17 protein-coding genes and 1 pseudogene are annotated in these 17105 nt (G+C 72.5%); 12 read left to right on the top strand and 6 right to left on the bottom strand.

The window, feature by feature from the left end; translation table 11 throughout:
- Positions 1-115: 115 nt before the first annotated feature.
- The 8 genes and pseudogenes from AB0J04_RS29890 to hemC all read left to right on the top strand — a co-directional run bounded on the left by AB0J04_RS29890 (position 116) and on the right by hemC (position 6711).
- On the top strand, positions 116-1267 hold the full coding sequence (locus AB0J04_RS29890) for a histidine kinase (RefSeq protein WP_363171683.1): 1152 nt from the start codon (positions 116-118) through the stop codon (positions 1265-1267).
- 218 nt (positions 1268-1485) lie between these two features.
- Positions 1486-1755 (top strand): annotated as a pseudogene (locus tag AB0J04_RS29885) (helix-turn-helix transcriptional regulator); the annotation flags it as partial.
- 82 nt (positions 1756-1837) lie between these two features.
- The gene (locus tag AB0J04_RS29880) at positions 1838-2818 is read left to right on the top strand and encodes an ATP-dependent DNA ligase (RefSeq protein ID WP_363171682.1); all 981 of its coding nucleotides are present in this window, start codon (positions 1838-1840) and stop codon (positions 2816-2818) included.
- Positions 2819-2962: 144 nt separating this feature from the next.
- Entirely contained in the window at positions 2963-3739 is a 777-nt protein-coding gene (locus tag AB0J04_RS29875; protein WP_363171681.1) for an NPP1 family protein, read from the top strand.
- 135 nt (positions 3740-3874) lie between these two features.
- The gene (locus AB0J04_RS29870; protein WP_363171680.1) at positions 3875-4393 is read left to right on the top strand and encodes a hypothetical protein; all 519 of its coding nucleotides are present in this window, start codon (positions 3875-3877) and stop codon (positions 4391-4393) included.
- On the top strand, positions 4390-4854 hold the full coding sequence (locus tag AB0J04_RS29865) for a GNAT family N-acetyltransferase (protein ID WP_363171679.1): 465 nt from the start codon (positions 4390-4392) through the stop codon (positions 4852-4854). The genes AB0J04_RS29870 and AB0J04_RS29865 overlap by 4 nt, the downstream gene beginning before the upstream one ends.
- Positions 4855-4865: 11 nt before the next feature.
- Complete coding sequence (locus tag AB0J04_RS29860) at positions 4866-5714, top strand: hypothetical protein (protein WP_363171678.1); 849 nt, start codon at positions 4866-4868, stop codon at positions 5712-5714.
- A 61-nt stretch (positions 5715-5775) separates the two neighbouring features.
- Positions 5776-6711, top strand: a complete 936-nt coding sequence (gene hemC, locus AB0J04_RS29855) for a hydroxymethylbilane synthase (RefSeq protein ID WP_363171677.1) — start codon at positions 5776-5778, stop codon at positions 6709-6711.
- 39 nt (positions 6712-6750) lie between these two features.
- Here the strand turns inward: hemC and AB0J04_RS29850 are convergent, their stop codons facing one another.
- The 4 genes from AB0J04_RS29850 to AB0J04_RS29835 all read right to left on the bottom strand — a co-directional run bounded on the left by AB0J04_RS29850 (position 6751) and on the right by AB0J04_RS29835 (position 9600).
- Positions 6751-7272, bottom strand: coding sequence for a hypothetical protein (locus AB0J04_RS29850; RefSeq protein WP_363171676.1), 522 nt, complete (start codon positions 7270-7272; stop codon positions 6751-6753).
- A 192-nt stretch (positions 7273-7464) separates the two neighbouring features.
- Positions 7465-8325 (bottom strand): ABC transporter permease, encoded by an 861-nt coding sequence (locus AB0J04_RS29845; RefSeq protein ID WP_363171675.1) that lies wholly within the window; start codon positions 8323-8325, stop codon positions 7465-7467.
- Complete coding sequence (locus AB0J04_RS29840) at positions 8285-9136, bottom strand: ATP-binding cassette domain-containing protein (RefSeq protein WP_363171674.1); 852 nt, start codon at positions 9134-9136, stop codon at positions 8285-8287. The genes AB0J04_RS29845 and AB0J04_RS29840 overlap by 41 nt, the downstream gene beginning before the upstream one ends.
- Positions 9133-9600: a MarR family transcriptional regulator gene (locus AB0J04_RS29835; RefSeq protein ID WP_363171673.1), complete on the bottom strand. Its 468-nt coding sequence runs from the start codon at positions 9598-9600 to the stop codon at positions 9133-9135. Before AB0J04_RS29835 ends, AB0J04_RS29840 begins: the two co-directional genes overlap by 4 nt.
- A gap of 235 nt (positions 9601-9835) precedes the next feature.
- On the opposite strand from AB0J04_RS29835, the gene AB0J04_RS29830 reads away from it, so the two are divergent.
- Together AB0J04_RS29830 and AB0J04_RS29825 are read left to right on the top strand one after the other, a co-directional pair.
- Positions 9836-10663, top strand: coding sequence for a SigB/SigF/SigG family RNA polymerase sigma factor (locus AB0J04_RS29830; protein ID WP_363171706.1), 828 nt, complete (start codon positions 9836-9838; stop codon positions 10661-10663).
- A 99-nt stretch (positions 10664-10762) separates the two neighbouring features.
- The gene (locus tag AB0J04_RS29825; RefSeq protein WP_363171672.1) at positions 10763-11566 is read left to right on the top strand and encodes a VOC family protein; all 804 of its coding nucleotides are present in this window, start codon (positions 10763-10765) and stop codon (positions 11564-11566) included.
- 44 nt (positions 11567-11610) lie between these two features.
- Here the strand turns inward: AB0J04_RS29825 and glgX are convergent, their stop codons facing one another.
- Both glgX and AB0J04_RS29815 read right to left on the bottom strand, forming a co-directional pair.
- On the bottom strand, positions 11611-13728 hold the full coding sequence (gene glgX / locus AB0J04_RS29820; RefSeq protein ID WP_363171671.1) for a glycogen debranching protein GlgX: 2118 nt from the start codon (positions 13726-13728) through the stop codon (positions 11611-11613).
- 35 nt (positions 13729-13763) lie between these two features.
- A complete protein-coding gene (locus AB0J04_RS29815) occupies positions 13764-14276 on the bottom strand; it encodes a pep a2 (RefSeq protein WP_363171670.1) in 513 nt (170 codons plus the stop codon).
- A 308-nt stretch (positions 14277-14584) separates the two neighbouring features.
- Here AB0J04_RS29815 and AB0J04_RS29810 point away from each other — a divergent pair, with 308 nt between their 5' ends.
- Complete coding sequence (locus tag AB0J04_RS29810) at positions 14585-14884, top strand: DUF5133 domain-containing protein (protein WP_363171669.1); 300 nt, start codon at positions 14585-14587, stop codon at positions 14882-14884.
- Positions 14885-14956: 72 nt separating this feature from the next.
- Complete coding sequence (locus AB0J04_RS29805) at positions 14957-16912, top strand: alpha-1,4-glucan--maltose-1-phosphate maltosyltransferase (RefSeq protein ID WP_363171668.1); 1956 nt, start codon at positions 14957-14959, stop codon at positions 16910-16912.
- Positions 16913-17105: the final 193 nt, after the last annotated feature.

Raw genomic sequence — 17105 nt, 5'->3', positions numbered from 1 at the left:
GGCGCCTGCGTGGCCGGTCGGGCGGTTCCCCGCGCCCCTTCAGGACGCGGCTCACCGCCTGCTCCTCACCACCTGTTCCTCGTCACCTGTTCCCCATCACCGGAAACGGCACTCCATGCGCGCGACCCTGCGACAGGCGGCGCGGGCCACGGTCCACCTCTTCCTGGCCGCGGCCATGGCCTTCGGGTCGTACCTCTTCATCACCGTCCTGCTGATCGCCGCCACGGGCGCGGTCGTGGTGGCCGGGATCTGGCTGTTGCCCGAGACCGTGCTGCTGATCCGCCGGATCGCCGGGGCCAAGCGGCGGTTGACGGCGCACCGGACCGGCCGCGAGATCCCGGAGGCGTACCGGCCGATCACCGGGCCGGTGCGCGAGCGGGTGCGGACGGCCGTCACGGACCCCGGGACGCTGACCGACGTGCGCTGGCTGGCGGCGTACTACGCCTACGGCTGGCTGACCGTGCTGATGCTGCCGCTGTGGCCGGCGGGGCTCGTCGTGGACGGTGTGTGGAGCGGGCTGCTGGGGCGCGAGGCGCTCGTCCTGCCGTTGATCGTCAGGCTCGCCGACCTGGAGGCGCGCTGGTCGGCCGCCCTGCTGCGGCCCTCCCCCAAGGCGCTGTTGGCCGGGCGGGTCGAGCAGCTCACCGCGACCCGGGCGGACGCGGTCGCCGCGCACGGCGCCGAACTGCGCCGGATCGAACGGGACCTGCACGACGGCGCCCAGGCCCGGCTCGTCGCGCTCTCCCTGCGGATCGGGCTGGCCCAGCGGGCGTACCCGGCCGACCCGGGGACGGCGCGCAAACTCCTCACCGACGCGCAGGACCAGGCCGAGGAGGCGCTGACGGAGCTGCGGCACGTGGTGCGCGGCATCCATCCGCCGATCCTCACCGACCGAGGGCTGGTGGGAGCGGTCCGGGCGCTCGCGGCGAGCAGCGGACTGCGGGTGGCCGTGCGTGCGGACGATCCGGCGGACGGGCCCCGGGCGCCGGCCGCGGTGGAGGCGGCCGCCTACTTCGTGATCGCCGAGGCGCTCACCAACGCCGCCAAGTACAGCGGCTGCGACCGGGCGGAGGTGGTGCTGACCCGCACCCGGGCCGGTCTCGGCGTGCGGGTGCGCGACGAGGGGTGCGGCGGGGCCGACGAGAGCGCGGGCTCGGGCCTGTCGGGCATGCGGCGCCGGGTCGCCGCGCTCGACGGCACGGTACGGGTGAGCAGCCCCGTGGGCGGGCCGACGGTGATCGAGGTCGAGCTGCCGTGCGTGTGGTGAACGGCGGGCCCGTCGGGCCTTCCCGGCGCGAACGTGTGGTCCGAGCCCCGACCGGAGAGCCGATGATCATCCCCTGGCAGCGTTACGCGGCCGACCACGCCCGCACCGTCGACACCATGACGGCCGTCCTGCTCTTCGTCGCCTTCCTCTTCGGCAGCGAGATCAACGTGCCGCCGGCCGGTGGCGGCGGGCCCGACGATCGTCCTCGGGCTGCTCTCCTGGCCTCCCCGGCGGAGGGCGCCCGGCTCGCCGCCCCCGCCGACCTGACGGCGCTGACCGCCCGCGAGCGCGAGGTGATGGCCTGGGCCGCGGCGGGCTGCTCCAACGAGGAGATCGCCGAGAAGCTCTTCGTCAGCCCGCTCACGGTCCGCACCCACGTGCACCGCGCCATGACGAAACTCGGGGCCCGCGACCGCGCCCAGCTGGTCGTCATCGCCTGTCGGACGGGCCTGGTCCAGGCTCCTGCGCCCCCGACCGGCGACGGCTGACGGCGCGTCGGGCACAGCGCCGTTCAGGCGAAACCGGGGCGTCGGCCGCGTGCGGCGGCCCGGCGGCGTCCACAACTCACCCGTGACCCTCCCGCGCATCGCCCCCATGCTCGCCACTGCGGGCCGGCTGCCGCCCGCCGCCCAGGACGCCCGGTGGGCCTACGAGACCAAGCAGGACGGGCAGCGGGCCGTCGTGTACCTCGCCGGGGACGGGAGCCTCACGCTGCGCGCCCGTTCGGGGGAGGACATCACCGGCGCCTATCCCGAGCTGCGGCCGCTCGGCGCGGCGCTCGGCGCGACGCCCGCCGTGCTGGACGGCGAGGTGCTCGCCCTGGACGAACACGGCCGGGCCGACTTCCAGTTGCTGCAACAGCGCATGGGGCTGGTCCAGGCGCCGGGCAGGGCGGCACGGCTGGCCGCCGCGGCTCCCGTGCACCTCGTCCTGTTCGACGTGCTGCACCTCGGCGGGCGTTCGCTGCTCCCCCTGTCCTACACGCGCCGCCGGGCCCGGCTGGAGGCGCTGGAGCTGGAGGGGCCGTGCTGGTCCACGCCGGGCGCCCTGGTCGGCCACGGGCGGGAGGCGCTGGAGGCGACCCGCGCGCACGGCCTGGAGGGGCTGGTCTGCAAGCGCCTCGACTCGGTGTACGAACCGGGCGTGCGCTCCCGGGCGTGGATCAAGATCCGGAACATGTCGGTGGCGGACGTCCTGGTCGGCGGCTGGCTGCCCGGCAAGGGGCGGCTTGCCGGGCTGCCCGGCGCCGTCCTCGTCGGACAGCGCGCCGCGACCGGGCTGCGGTACGTCGGCAACGTGGGTACCGGCTGGAGCGAGGCGGAGCGCGTCGAACTCGCGGGGCTGCTGCGGACCGCCGCGACCGAGGCGTGCCCCTTCGACGCCGTGCCGCGGACGGCGGGCGCGCGCTGGGTGGTGCCCCGGCTGGTCGGCGAGGTCCGCTACAGCACGCGCACCCGGGCGGGGTTGCTGCGCCAGCCGTCGTGGCTGCGGCTGCGGCCGGACCTGACACCGGAGGAGTCGGCGGCGGACCTTCCGGACACATCCGCCTGACACGGCACCAGGTGGCCAAGTATTGGGCTGTGCTTCACCACCGATACGCCTGCGACCTCTTGGCGCGGAAGTGAAAACCCTGGAAGCTGAACTTCCTTTTCCCCCACAGCCGTTCGGCTGCGCCCGCATCTCGAGGAGAAAGCCGTGTCCTCAGCCACGTTCAAGGCCCACCGCAGGAGATGGCTCACCGGTCTCGCCGGTGCCGCCGCGCTCGTCCTCGCCGTTCCCTCGGCCGCCTTCGCCGCTCCTCCCCAGGCGCTGCCGCAGAACGCCGAGGCCGCCGAGCTGACGTACCAGCCCGCCTTCGACTACGACACGGACGGGTGCTACCCCACGCCCGCCATCGGACCCGACGGCACGATCAACGGCGGTCTGAAGCCGACCGGTTCGCTCAGCGGCGACTGCCACGACGCCTCCGACCTGGACAACACCAACAGCTACTCGCGCTACAAGTGCAACAACGGCTGGTGCGCGTACATGTACAGCCTGTACTTCGAGAAGGACCAGGCGCTGGCGAACAGCAGCATCGGCGGGCACCGGCACGACTGGGAGCACGTCGTGGTCTGGGTGCAGAACGGCGCCGTGCAGTACGTCTCGACGTCCAACCACGGCTCGTTCACCGTGCACGCCGCGTCCGCGGTCCGGTTCGAGGGCACCCACGCGAAGGCCGTCTACCACAAGGACGGCATCAGCACGCACTGCTTCCGGCTGGGCAACTCGGGCGACGAGCCGCCGGAGAACGCCAAGGGCACCTGGCAGTACCCGCCGCTGGTCGGCTGGAACGGCTACCCGTCGGGCCTGCGGGACAAGCTGAGCGCATACGACTTCGGCAGCGCCAACTTCGGTCTGAAGGACGCCAGCTTCGCCGGCAACCTGTCGTCGGCCAAGCCGTCCGGGATCTCCTTCGACCCCAACGCGTGACCCCGGGACGGGATCGGCCCCGCGACCGGGACCCCGGATTCGGGGCCGCGCCGGGGCCGGTCCCGGGCCGCACTGAACCGACCGGTCCGTACCTCGACCGTGGACGGCGGCGCACGGACGCCGCATGATGTTCGGATGGATCTTCACGACGAACTGCCGTCGGCCGTCCCGGCCAAGGAGCTGCGCGCGCTCGCCGAGGGTCATCACGCCCGCGCCGCCCGCCCGTTGGGCGCCCAGGAGGTCGCCGGGCACCTGGTCAAGACGTACGCGATCGAGGCGCCGGGCCGGACGGTGACGGAGCGGGACGCCCAGGAGGCGTTGCGGATCGCCGAGGGCCATCTGGCGCTCGGCGCGCTGCGGGGCTCGCTCGGCCTGGCCGTCGTGCTGGTGCACGCGGGCGGCGACGGGGACTACCTCCTGATCCACACCTGGATCGAGGGCCATATGTCGGACCTGGCGGTGTTCACCGGTCCGCCCGGCCGGCCGGAGGCCCTGCGGCCGGGGAGAGCGGGGCTCGCCCCCTGTGTGTGGGAGGCCGCCGTCCTGGCCCACGAACGCGACGCCTACACCCGGCAGGTCCTGGACGGCGCCGGCTCCCTCGCGGAACGGCTCGCCGCGTGGGGCGCGGACACGGTCGAGGGAGACGTCAGGTGAGCGCCGCCCGGGTCCGGCACGCCGAGCGGTCGGATCTGCCGCGCGTCGCCGAACTGGCCGCCCAGCACGCGCAGTACGAGCGCGCCGCCCCGCCTGCGTCCGACCTCGCGGGACGCCTGGCCGTGCTCCTCTTCGACGACCCCGCCCCGCGACTGTGCTGCCTGGTCGCCGAACTGCCCGACGGCGAGCTGGTCGGCTACGCCACCTGCGCGCCCGAACTGTCCACCTGGGAGGGCCGCGAGTACCTCCACATGGACTGCCTGTTCCTCGCCCCCGGCCACCGCGGCCTCGGTCTGGGCCCGTTGATGATGGACGCGGTCGCGGACCGGGCCCGCAGCCTGGGCCTCGGCGAGGTGCAGTGGCAGACCCCCGCGTGGAACGACAGCGCGATCCGCTTCTACGCCCGGATCGGCGCCCTGGGCACCGACAAACGGCGCTTCAGCCTGCGGGTGAACCCCTGAGGCGCGAGGGAATGGGCGCCCGTCGGCTGTACGAGGCGCTGCGCGACGGAACGGCGGACCGCGACCCCGCCCCGGTCATCGCGGCCTGGCTGGCCCGCGCCGAGGGCGCCTACCGCACCGAACTCCTCGCGGGAGCAGACGTGTTGGCCGCCCGCACCGGCCCGCAGGAGCGACGGGCGGAACTGCTCTGGGAGCTGTACGCCCTCAGCCGGGTCAGCGATGTGCTGCTGCTGTCCGGCCAGCCGCCGCCCGCCCCCGGCGAGGAGGACCGCCTCCGCCACTGGCCCACGGTGGGACCGGACGAGTACACGACCCTGTTCGCCGGGCTCGGGATGACGCCCTTCGAGGAGAACGGGGCGTTCGACCCGTTCCGGCACGAGATCGTGGAGGTCGAACAGGCCGAGGACCCGGACGAGCCGGTGCGGATCACCGGGGTGCTCTGGCCGGGGCTCCGGCTGGGACCCGTCCTGTTCGGCCGTGCCGGGGTCCGGGTGCGCGCGGGCGCCCGGCACGCCGAACGCGGGGTCGCCGACCGCTCGCCCCTGTACTGGACGTTCCTGCGCCGGCACCGCCCGACCGTCGACGAGTCCCTGGGCTGGGGGCACAACTCCCAGTGGCGCACGGACTTCAGGGTGGACGTCCGCACCGCCGAGGGCGACCTGCTCAACGCCGAGGGACGCGACGACACCCACGCGGCGCAGGACGACCCCCACACGGCCCTGCTGACACCCGCCGAGCGGAGCGACCTGCTGCGCCATCGCTGTCTGCTGCGCACACCGTCGCGGGTCGCCGAGCTCGACGCCGTCTCGCCCCACTGGGCCACGGACCTCTACCCCTTCGACTGGCGGGCCAATCGTTGACGCGTGGCCGAAACCTGCAAGCGGTGCGGGGCACGGGCCGCGAGGGTCTATCGTGTCCCGCATGTCCGTTCCGGAACTGATCCGCATCGTCTCCCGCGACTCGCCCATGGCCCTGGCCCAAGTGGAGCGGGTCCGCGCGGAGTTGACCGCCCTGTATCCCGCTGTGCGCACCGAGGTCGTCCCCGTGAAGACGACCGGCGACAAGTGGATGGGCGACCTGTCCAAGGTCGAGGGCAAGGGCGCGTTCACCAAGGAGGTCGACGCCGCACTGCTGGCCGGTGAGGCGGATCTCGCGGTGCACTGCGTCAAGGACGTCCCCGCCGACCGACCGCTGCCCGCGGGCACCGTCTTCGCCGCGTTCCTGCGGCGCGACGACATCCGGGACGCCCTCGTGCACCCGGGCGGCCTCACCCTGGACGAGCTGCCGGCCGGGACCCGCGTCGGCACCTCCTCGGTGCGCCGGATCGCCCAGCTCGCCGCCACCCACCCGCATCTGGAGTGCGTGCCGTTCCGCGGCAACGCCAACCGGCGGCTGGAGAAGCTCGCGGCGGGCGAGGCGGACGCGCTGCTGCTCGCGGTGTCCGGCCTGGAGCGCATCGACCGGCGTGACGTGATCAGCGAGGTGCTGTCCCCGGAGACGATGATGCCGCCGATCGGCGCGGGCATCCTCGCCCTGCAGTGCCGTGAGGGCGACAGCGAACTCATCGACGCGGTCAGCGGGCTCGGCGATCCGGCCACCCATCGGGAGGCCACCGCGGAGCGCATGTTCCTGCACGTCCTCCAGGGACACTGCAACAGCCCGATCGCGGGCTTCGCGCAGGTCGACCGCAGCGGCGAACTGTCCCTGCGGGCCTGTGTGTTCACCCCGGACGGCAAGACCCGGCTGAACGCCCACGAGTGGGCGGGCCGCCTCGACCCGGCGACGCTCGGCACTTCGGTGGCGGTGTCGCTGCTGCGTCAGGGCGCGCGCGAGATCATCGACGGCATCCCGCACTGACCGTTCGACAGCCGCACCTGCACGAGAGGGCGTCGCCGGTCAGGCGGTGCCCTCTTCGGCCTGGTCGCGCAGGAAGTTGCTCACCTGGCGGGCCAGGCTGTCGCGTGCGGCGCCGGCCGGCGCGCCGCCGGCCCCCTCGTGCAGTCCGATGCCGCCCGTCCACAGTCGGCGGTCGGCCCAGTCGTCGTCCACCCGCAGCTGGATCTGGACGTCCACCTGCCCGAGGGACGCCTCGGGTCCGGCCGCGTAGAGCACGGCGGTGACCCGGCGCAGCGGATACACGTCGAAGCCCTCGATGAACTGCGAGTTGCGCCAGTCGATGAACGCGCTCTCGCCGTCCGGCCCCAGCCGCACGTCGATCTGGCCGTCCTCGAGGTGGATCGTGGGGTTCAGGCCGCCCCGGTTCTCGACGGTCACCCGCAGGCAGAAATAGGTCAGCCCCTCGGCTGCGTCGTCGCGCCCCCGCGGCGGCTCGCTCGGCTCCATGCGGTGGACGCGGACCCGCAGACCGGCGTACTCGTCGTACTCGTGCCAGTCCCCGACCACGTTCGGCTCGTACACAGTCCACCTCTCGACTTGCTACCGGCTGCTTCCTATCCGTGTGCCGAGCGCACTGTCAAATGAGCAGAATGCGCTGTGGCCAGGGAATTCGCCCCCTTTGATCACTGATCAAGCCGTGCGCAGGGACAATCCGCCGACCGGCCCGGAAAGGGCTTGCCACGGGCGTGCCGCACATCACGTCTTCGGCCAAGATCAACGGGCCAGCCGCCCCAGGAGCGAGGAGGCCGCCGTGATGCCGAGCGCCGCCGCCACGATCAGCACCCCGAAGTCGAGGGCGAGGTGCGCGGGCGTGCCGAGGAGCAGCCCCCGCAGGGCGTCCACTTCGTAGCTGAGGGGGTTGACCTTGCTGACCGCCTGGAGCCAGCCCGGCATGATGTCGACCGGGTAGAGGGCGTTGGAGCCGAAGAACAGCGGCATGGTGATCGCCTGCCCGATGCCCATCAGGCGGTCGCGGCTGAGGACGATGCCCGCGATGGTCATCGACAGACAGGAGAAGAAGGCCGAGCCGAGGACGACGATCGCGACGACCCCGAGCAGCTTGAGCGGGTTCCAGGTCAGGGCGACGCCGAGCAGGGCGGCGATGACGACCACGACGACCGCCTGGATCACCGACTTCACCCCGGCCGCGAACGCCTTGCCGGTGATGAGCGCGGAGCGTGGAGTGGGCGTCACCAGCAGCTTGTTGAGGACGCCGGCGTCCCGCTCCCAGATGATCTGGATGCCGTAGAAGATGGCGATGAACATCGCGGACTGGGCGATGATGCCGGGCGCCAGGTAGTCGATGTAGGGGATGCCGCCGGTGGGGATCGCCTTGATGCGGGTGAAGGTCTGACCGAAGATCAGCAGCCACAGGGCGGGCTGGACGGCCCGGGTGTACAGCTCGGTGCGGTCGTGGCGCAGCTTCTGGAGCTCGACGGCGCACAGGGCGGCGATCCTGGCGGGCAGCAGGAGCCGGCCGTCGCGGGGCCGGGGCGGCACCAGCAGCAGCTCGATGCCCTGTGCGCGGGCGCGGTCAGCCGACGCGCTGAGCGGTGCGGCGGGTGCTTCGGACATCGCGGAAACCTCCTGCCTGCTCGTCGAGGCCGCTGCCGGCGACCTCCCGGAAGACGTCCTCCAGGGTCGGCAGCGGTTCCGTGGCCGCCGCGTCCTCGGCCCGTCGGCGTTCCCCGAGCCCCTGCCGGAGCTCGACGGGGGTGCCGAGGGCGCGGATCCGGCCGCGGTGCATCAGGGCGACCCGGTCGCAGTACTGGTCGGCCTCGTCCATGTAGTGCGTGGTCACCAGGACCGTCATGCCGGTGGCCTCGCGGACGGCGGTGATGTGCTCCCAGACGCTCGTTCGGGCGATCGGGTCGAGGCCGATGGTCGGCTCGTCGAGGATCAGCAGCCGGGGCGCGCTGACCAGGGCCTGGGCGAGTTCGAGGCGGCGGACCATGCCGCCGGAGTAGGTGCCGGCCAGCCGGTCGGCGGCGTCCGTGAGGTCGACGGCGGCCAGCGCCTGTCCGACGCGTGCGGCGCGCTCGCGCCGGGGCACGTCGAAGACCCGGGCGAACAAGGCGACGTTCTCCCGGCCGGTCAGGCCCGCGTCCGCGGAGAGCTGCTGCGGCACATAGCCGAGCAGCCGGCGAACGGCCATCCGGTCCCCGGCGGCGTCGTGGCCGAAGACCCGCACCATGCCGGAGGGGACCGGCAGCAGCGTGGTGATGCAGCGGATGGCGGTGGTCTTGCCGGCTCCGTTGGGTCCGAGCAGGCCGAAGACCTCGCCCTCCCGGACGGTCAGCTCCAGCCCGTCGACGGCCCGCGTGTCGCCGAACGCGTACGCGAGCTGCGTACAGGCGACGGCGTCCGGGGCGGTGTCGGTCGTCATGAGTCCTCGGCCTCCTCGTGCAGGGTGACGGCGAGTGCGCGCAGGGCCGGGAGCGCCGCGCGCAGAGCCTCCCGGTCGGCGGCGTCGAGACGGGCGACCTGCCGGCCGACGAGCGCCGCGCGCCGCTCCTGCCAAGCCCGCAGCCGGGTCTCGGCCGCCTCGGTGAGCAGCAGCCGGGCGGCCCGCCGGTCGGCCGGGTCCCGTTCCCGGACCAGGTAGCCGTCCTTGACCAGCTGGTTGACGAGGGTCGAGACGGAGTTGCCCGCGAGGTGGAGCTCCTTCGCCGCCTCCGAGACGCCGATGCCGGGCCGGGTCTCGACCAGGCGCAGCAGTTCGACCTCGGCGCCCCGCAGCCGCGGCACGGTCAGACCGGCCCGCAGCCGCCTTCTGAGCAGCCGCTGGACGCCGACGAGCGCGTCGGCGAGCTCTTCCGGGAACGTCTCGTCCTCCGCGTCGCCTGCCACACGTCCGACGTTACCTCTGTGTCAGAGGTAACGACCCCAAGGCGAGGTCAAGAGTGGGGGCGGGAGCGGGGGCGGGGCGGGGAGGCGAGGGGGCAGTCGCGGGGCGCCAAGAGCAACACTGTATAAATAGGACGAAACCGTTTCAAAATGCTCGATGCCGGGAATCGGGCACGAAGTGCTTCGGACAGGAGGCACGTCCGTGGAACCCGGCACCCTCCTGAGGGAGGCGCGCGTGATGCGTACGACGACCGTCCGAACCAAGCGGCACCCCCACGACGACGCCCCGGACACCACCGATGCGTTCGCACGGCTCGCCGGGCTGCCCGACGGGCCGGAGCGCCAGGCGCTCAAGGACGAGCTGGTCCGTCTCTGGCTGCCGATGGCCGAGCGGATCGGCGTCCGGTTCCGGGGGCGCGGCGAGGCCCTGGAGGACCTGTACCAGGTCGCGGCCCTGGGGCTGGTCAAGGCCGTCGATCACTATGACCCGGACCGCGGTCGCGCCTTCGAGGCGTACGCGGTGCCCACGATCACGGGTGAGATCAAGCGCCACTTCCGCGACCACATGTGGACGCTGCACGTGCCGCGCCGGGTCCAGGACCTGCGCAACCGGGTCCGGCACGCCGCGAAGGAGCTGTCCCAGACGACGCCGGGCCGGTCGCCGACCGACGCCGAGATCGCCGCGTACGCGCAGCTGACCGAGGACGAGGTGCGCACCGGCACGGAGGCGCTGGAGTGCTTCTCCGCGCTGTCGCTGGAGGCCGAACTGCCCGGCACCGACGGCTACTCGCTGGAGGACGCCCTCGGCGGCCCCGACCCCGGCTTCGACACGGTCGTCGACCGGGTGGCCGTGGCGCCCTGTCTGCGGGCGCTGCCGGAACGCGAACGGACCATCCTGTATCTGCGGTTCTTCGCGGGCATGACACAGAGCCGGATCGCGCAGCAGCTGGGCATCTCGCAGATGCACGTCTCGAGGCTGTTGAGCGGCTGCTTCGCGCGGCTGCGCGAGGAGATCGAGGAGATCGCGGAGAGCACCGCCGAGACGAGCCGGCCCGCGCCGAACTGACCTCGCCCGGATCACTCGGCAGGCGCCCCGGACGGTTCCGGCCGGACACTGGTGGTGGACCGCCCGCCCGCCGACCGAGAGACCAGGAACGCGAGTGCCATGAACCATCGCCCGACCTCCGCCTCCGGTGCGCGGAGAGCCGTCTCCACGCAATCCGTGTTCGGTGCGCCCTGCTGGGTGAGCCTGACCAGCCGCGATCTGGAGGCCACCCAGGACTTCTACGGGGCCGTGCTGGGCTGGGAGTGGCGTCGGGGCGTGCTCGGCGACCACTTCCGCACGGCGCTGGTCGGCGACGTCCCGGTCGCCGGGGTGGCCGCCGTCGCGTCGATGTGGCAGATGGCGGTCGCCTGGACGCCCTACTTCGCGGTGCCCAGCGCGGACGAGGCGGCGTCCCGGGCCCGGGAGCGCGGCGGGACCGTGGCCGTGGGCCCGATCTCGCTCCCGCCGGGCCGGGCGGTGCTGCTGGCCGACCGCGACGGCGCGACCTTCGGCGTCTGGGAGGGGGAGCTGATCGGCAACTGGGAGGCCTGGCAGCAGGCGGCGCCCGCCTTCATCAGACTCCACACGCGCGACGCCTTCGACTCCGCCATCTTCTACGGCGAGCTCCTCGACTGGGCCACCGACCGCCCCGGCGCCTGCGAGGTCCGCTACGAGGGCGGCGAGGTCGTGCTGCGCAGCCGGGGCGAGGTCGTGGCCCGGATCGAGTCGGGCGCGCTGGAGGCGGCCCCCGACCCGACGATCCGTCCGCACTGGCAGGTGCACTTCGCCGTGGCGGACGTGGCGGCCTGCGCGCGGGCCGCGGAGAAGCACGGCGGCAGCGTGCTGGTCGAGTCCGAGCACGAGGCGGTCCTACGGGATCCGGACGGCGCCCAGTTCACCGTGACCTCGCACCGCGAGCACTGAGGTCCCGCTCCGGGTCCGGTTCCGGGTCCGGCTCCCGGTCTCTGCTACTCGGAGCGCCTCGGGGGCCGTGCCAGCACGATCAGGCTGCGGGCCTCCAGCGTGACTTCCGCGCCCGCCTTGTACTCCGTCTCGTCGGGGACGCCGTCCGGCTCCACGGTGTCGGCGCACACCGTCCAGCGCTCGCCGTACGCGGCGCCCGGCAGCCGGAAGACGACCGGTTCCCAGTAGCTGTTGAACAGCAGCAGGAACGAGTCGTCGACGAGCGGCCGGCCGCGCGGGTCGGGTTCGGCGATGGCGTCGCCGTTGAGGAAGACGCCGACGCTGTGCGCGTCGGCGCGGTGCCAGTCCCGGGCCGTCATCTCGCGCGCGTCCGGCAGCAGCCAGACCAGGTCGGGCAGGGGCTGCCCGGCGCGTCGGACGGTCTCGCCGCGGAAGAAGCGCCGCCGCCGCAGCACGGGGTGGGCGGCGCGCAGCGCGACGAGACGCCGGCAGAAGTCGGTGAGGGCCCGCTGCTCGCCGGTCAACCGCCAGTCGGTCCAGGAGACTTCGTTGTCCTGGCAGTAGGCGTTGTTGTTGCCGCGCTGCGTGCGGCCGAGCTCGTCGCCGTGGGACAGCATCGGAATGCCCTGCGACAGCAGCAGCGTGGCGAGCAGGTTGCGCTGCTGCCGGGCGCGCAGTTCGAGGACCGCGGGGCGGCCGGTGGGGCCCTCGGTCCCGCAGTTCCAGGACCGGTTGACGCTCTCGCCGTCCCGGTTGCCCTCACCGTTGGCCTCGTTGTGCTTGTCGTTGTACGAGACGAGGTCGAGCAGGGTGAAACCGTCGTGCGCGGTGACGAAGTTGACGCTGGCGCGCGGGCGGCGCCTGCTGTGGTCGTACAGGTCGGAGGAGCCGGTCAGCCGGGAGGCGAACTCGCCCAGTGAGCCGGGTTCCGCACGCCAGAAGTCCCGTACGGCGTCCCGGTAGCGGCCGTTCCACTCCGACCACAGGGGCGGGAAGTTGCCCACCTGGTAGCCGCCCTCGCCGACGTCCCAGGGCTCGGCGATGAGCTTGACGCGGCTGATCACCGGGTCCTGCTGGATGAGGTCGAAGAACGCGGACAGCCGGTCCACCTCGTGGAACTGGCGGGCGAGGGTGGCGGCCAGGTCGAAGCGGAAGCCGTCGACGTGCATCTCCGTCACCCAGTACCGCAGCGAGTCCATGATCAGCTGAAGGACGTACGGGTGCCGCATGAGCAGGCTGTTGCCGGTGCCCGTGGTGTCGTAGTAGTGCGCCCAGTCGCCGTCCACGAGCCGGTAGTAGGAGGCGTTGTCGATGCCGCGGAGGGAGAGGGTGGGCCCCTTCTCGCTGCCCTCGGCGGTGTGGTTGTAGACGACGTCGAGGATCACCTCGAGTCCGGCCGCGTGCAGCGCCTTCACCATGGTCTTGAACTCGGTGACCTGCCCGCCGCGGCTGCCGTGGGCGGCGTAGGCGTTGTGCGGGGCGAAGAAGCCGATGGTGTTGTAGCCCCAGTAGTTGGACAGCCCGCGGTCCTTCAGCACGCCGTCCTGCACGTACTGGTGCACGGGCATCAGCTCGATCGCCGTCACGCCCAGCGAGGTGAGGTGCTCGGTCACCGCGGGGTGCGCGAGGCCGGCGTAGGTGCCGCGCAGGGCGCGCGGCACGTCGGGGTGGGTGCGGGTCAGCCCGCGCACATGGGCCTCGTAGATCACCGTGTCGGCGTAGGGGCGCTGCGGCGGTTCGTCGTCGCCCCAGTCGAAGGCGGGGTCGGTGACCACGCCGAGCAGGGTGTGTCCGGCGCTGTTCGCCGGGTCGGGGCCCTCGCCGGCCCGTTCGAGGAGCGAGGCGTGGTTGTCGATCTGCCCGTCGACGGCCCTCGCGTAGGGATCCAGGAGCAGTTTCGCCGGGTTGCAGCGGTGGCCGGCGGCGGGGTCCCACGGCCCGTGCACCCGGAAGCCGTAGCGCTGCCCCGGGCCGGTGCCGGGCAGGTAGGCGTGCCAGACGAAGCCGTCGACCTCGGTCAGCGGGACCTCGCGGGCGGTGCCGTCGTCGTCGACGAGGACCAGGTCGACGCGCTGGGCGACCTCGCTGAACAGGGCGAAGTTGGTGCCCTGTCCGTCGAAGTCGGCGCCCAACGGGTAGGGGTGCCCGCTCCAGGCGGGCACCCCTGCACTGCGGTGGGTCCGGTTCGCCCGTGAGGTCACCGGGCGGCCGCCAGGACGCCGCGGGCCTCGCCCGCCGGGGCGGCCAGGGCCGCCACCGGCAGTTCCCGCGGCACCCGCAGCACCTCGCGCAGGCTCGGCGTCGGCACGGTCGGCACCAGCGGCACACGTTCGCCGGAACGGGCCCGCTGGGAGAACCAGATGACCTTGCTGCCGGTGTCGGTGGCGCAGCAGCCCCAGCCGTCGCTCATCGCGGCGATCCGCTCCAGACAGGAGCGCAGGTCCTGGTCGGGGCGCAGCCGGCGGTCGCCGCCGCCGACGGCGGTGATCAGATGCTGGCCGTTCCACCACATCTCGATGGAGATGTGCTTGTCCGTGGCGTGTTCGTCGATGGCCCGCAGCAGCAGCTCGGCGCCGCGGCAGACGGGCTCGACGAGCGTCTCGAGGTCCCAGTACTTCAGATGGGCGGCCAGGATGCGCCTGACCTGTGCGACCCGTTCCGGACTCACGTCCACGTCGAGGTGGTAGTAGCAGGGGACTGCGGTCTTCATCTCGTTCGCTCCTCACCGGCGAGGCTCCCGCTCCTCCTCGGCCCGACAGGTCGAGTTACCCGACACGAAGCGTGAGCGGAAATCGCTTCTGAGTCACAACCACAGTGGGGCTGCTACGCCATTCGTGCAACACGAGCACACCACAACCAAGATCCAACAGGACGTTGGGTGATGCGCCGTGCACCATAAGTGAAGGCCTCGGGAGGTTGGACGCTTTTCGCGCCTCTGTGTGAAGGGCCTCGACGCATGAGCCGACCCGCTCGCCTCGAGCGACGTACCTCTTGAACTCCCGGAAGGTGAACCGCGCGATGCTGCAACCAGCGAAGACCGAAGTCGCCAGAACCCTGCGCAGTTACCGCGCCTGGGAGCGGGCCATGCTCGCGCGCCCCGGCGACCGCACGGCCCGGGCGACCTTCGAGGACTGCGGCTACACGTTGTGCGTGCTGATGGGCAAGCGCTGCGCCCGGGAGGCCGCCGAGGCCGCCGAGCAGTATCTGCGGGCCGGTACGGACGCCCCCCTTCGGCAGCGCAGGGCGCCGAGCCGGCGCAACGGCGTCGCCCGCCTCGCCGTGGCCCGCCCCCTCCGCTGTCTGCCGGCGGAGACGTAACGCCGGGCGGGTGCAGGTCGTTCGCCCAACATCGGGCGAACAACGCCATTTTCAGCAAGCGGAGGTGCAAGCGTGAAGTCCACCAGGGCGATCGGCCGTATCCCGGTGCGGGACGTCGAACCGCGCGTGGAGTGCGGCAGGCGGCCGGCGAAAGCCGTGACCGGGGAGACGGTGCGGATCTCCGCGACGGTGTTTCGCGAGGGCCATGACGCCATCGGCGCCAACGTGGTCCTCAAGAGCCCGGACGGCGATCGCGGGCCCTGGACGCCGATGCGCGAACTCGCCCCCGGCAGCGACCGCTGGGGCGCCGACGTGACCCTGGAGGCCATGGGCCGCTGGACGTACGTCGTGGAGGCCTGGAGCGACCCGATCGCCACCTGGCGCGGCCACGCGGAGATCAAGATCCCGGCCGGGATCGACACGGGCCTGGTGCTGGAGGAGGGCGGCCACCTCTTCGAGCGCGCGGCCGCCAAAGCCCCGCGCGGGCCGGAGCGCACCCTGCTGCGGGACACGGCGAAGCGGCTGCTCGACGACTCGGCGCCGGTCGCCGAGCGCTACGCGACGGCATCGACGCCGGAGGTGACGGCACTCCTCGCCCGGCGCCCGCTGCGGGAACTGGTCACCGCCTCCGAGCCGCTGCCGCTGCTCGTCGAGCGGGAGCGGGCCCTGTACGGCTCCTGGTACGAGTTCTTCCCCCGCTCCGAGGGCACCCCGGAGCGCCCGCACGGCACCTTCCGCACGGCCGCGCGCCGACTGCCCGCGATCGCCGAGATGGGCTTCGACGTCGTCTATCTGCCGCCGATCCACCCGATCGGCACGACCTTCCGCAAGGGCCGCAACAACACGTTGAACGCCGGGCCGGACGACGTCGGCGTGCCGTGGGCGATCGGCTCGCCGGAGGGCGGGCACGACGCGGTCCACCCGGAGCTGGGCACGCTGGAGGACTTCGCCTGGTTCGTGGAGCGGGCGCGCGAGCTCGGACTGGAGATCGCCCTCGACTTCGCCCTCCAGTGCTCCCCCGACCACCCCTGGGTGCACAAGCACCCCGAGTGGTTCCACCACCGGCCGGACGGCACGATCGCCTACGCGGAGAACCCGCCGAAGAAATACCAGGACATCTACCCGATCGCCTTCGACGCCGACCCGAAGGGGCTGATCTCCGAGACCGTCCGTGTGCTGCGGCACTGGATGTCGTACGGGGTGCGGATCTTCCGCGTCGACAACCCGCACACCAAACCGGTCGTGTTCTGGGAGCGGGTCCTCGCGGACGTCAATCGCACCGACCCCGACGTGATCTTCCTGGCCGAGGCCTTCACCCGGCCGGCGATGATGCACACCCTCGCCCAGATCGGCTTCCAGCAGTCCTACACGTACTTCACCTGGCGCAACACCAAGCAGGAACTGACGGAGTACCTCACGGAGCTGTCGGGGGAGGCCGCCTCCTACATGCGGCCCAACCTCTTCCCCAACACCCCCGACATCCTGCACGCCCACCTCCAGCACGGCGGCCGACCCGCCTTCGAGTCCCGCGCCGTCCTGGCCGCCACCCTCTCCCCGACCTGGGGTGTCTACAGCGGCTACGAACTCTGCGAGAACACCCCGCTGGGGCCGGGCGGCGAGGAGTACCTCGACTCCGAGAAGTACCAGCTCAAGCAACGCGACTGGGCGGCGGCCGAACGCGAGGGCCGCAGCCTCGCCCCGCTGATCACGAAGCTCAACGCGATCCGGCGGGCCCACCCGGCGCTGCACCGGCTGCGCAACCTCCGGTTCCACGACACGGACAACCCCGCCGTCATCGCGTACAGCAAGCGGGCGGGCTCGAACACGGTTCTGGTGGTCGTCAACCTCGACCCCCACCACACCCAGGAGGCCACGCTCTCGTTGGACATGCCGCAACTCGGCCTGGACCACGACGCCACCCTGTCCGTGCACGACGAACTGACAGGTGAGACGTACGCCTGGGGCAGCACCAACTACGTGCGCCTGGAGCCCGGCCGGACGCCTGCCCACGTGTTCCACGTCCGGTGACCCGCACCGCCGATCGGAGGCTCCAGACCGCCATGACCGTCAACTCGCCTGTTCCGGACACCTTCGAGGACACCCCCGCCAAGGACCGCGACCCCGACTGGTTCAAGCGCGCGGTGTTCTACGAAGTCCTCGTCCGTTCCTTCCAGGACAGCAACGGCGACGGCGTCGGCGACCTCAAGGGCATCACCGCCAA

The sequence above is a fragment of the Streptomyces sp. NPDC050263 genome, assembly GCF_040655955.1.
In the GTDB taxonomy this organism is placed as follows: Bacteria; Actinomycetota; Actinomycetes; order Streptomycetales; family Streptomycetaceae; genus Streptomyces.
Note: the sequence above shows the minus strand (reverse complement) of the source record. Positions and strands in the feature narration are given on the sequence as shown.

Coding starts and splice junctions, on each gene's coding strand:
- AB0J04_RS29890 (WP_363171683.1), top strand. CDS start 116: ATGCGCGCGACCCTGCGACAGGCGGCGCGGGCCACGGTCCACCTCTTC.
- AB0J04_RS29870 (WP_363171680.1), top strand. CDS start 3,875: ATGGATCTTCACGACGAACTGCCGTCGGCCGTCCCGGCCAAGGAGCTG.
- AB0J04_RS29860 (WP_363171678.1), top strand. CDS start 4,866: ATGGGCGCCCGTCGGCTGTACGAGGCGCTGCGCGACGGAACGGCGGAC.
- hemC (WP_363171677.1), top strand. CDS start 5,776: ATGTCCGTTCCGGAACTGATCCGCATCGTCTCCCGCGACTCGCCCATG.
- AB0J04_RS29845 (WP_363171675.1), bottom strand. CDS start 8,325: ATGTCCGAAGCACCCGCCGCACCGCTCAGCGCGTCGGCTGACCGCGCC.
- AB0J04_RS29840 (WP_363171674.1), bottom strand. CDS start 9,136: ATGACGACCGACACCGCCCCGGACGCCGTCGCCTGTACGCAGCTCGCG.
- AB0J04_RS29830 (WP_363171706.1), top strand. CDS start 9,836: ATGCGTACGACGACCGTCCGAACCAAGCGGCACCCCCACGACGACGCC.
- AB0J04_RS29825 (WP_363171672.1), top strand. CDS start 10,763: ATGAACCATCGCCCGACCTCCGCCTCCGGTGCGCGGAGAGCCGTCTCC.
- AB0J04_RS29815 (WP_363171670.1), bottom strand. CDS start 14,276: ATGAAGACCGCAGTCCCCTGCTACTACCACCTCGACGTGGACGTGAGT.
- AB0J04_RS29810 (WP_363171669.1), top strand. CDS start 14,585: ATGCTGCAACCAGCGAAGACCGAAGTCGCCAGAACCCTGCGCAGTTAC.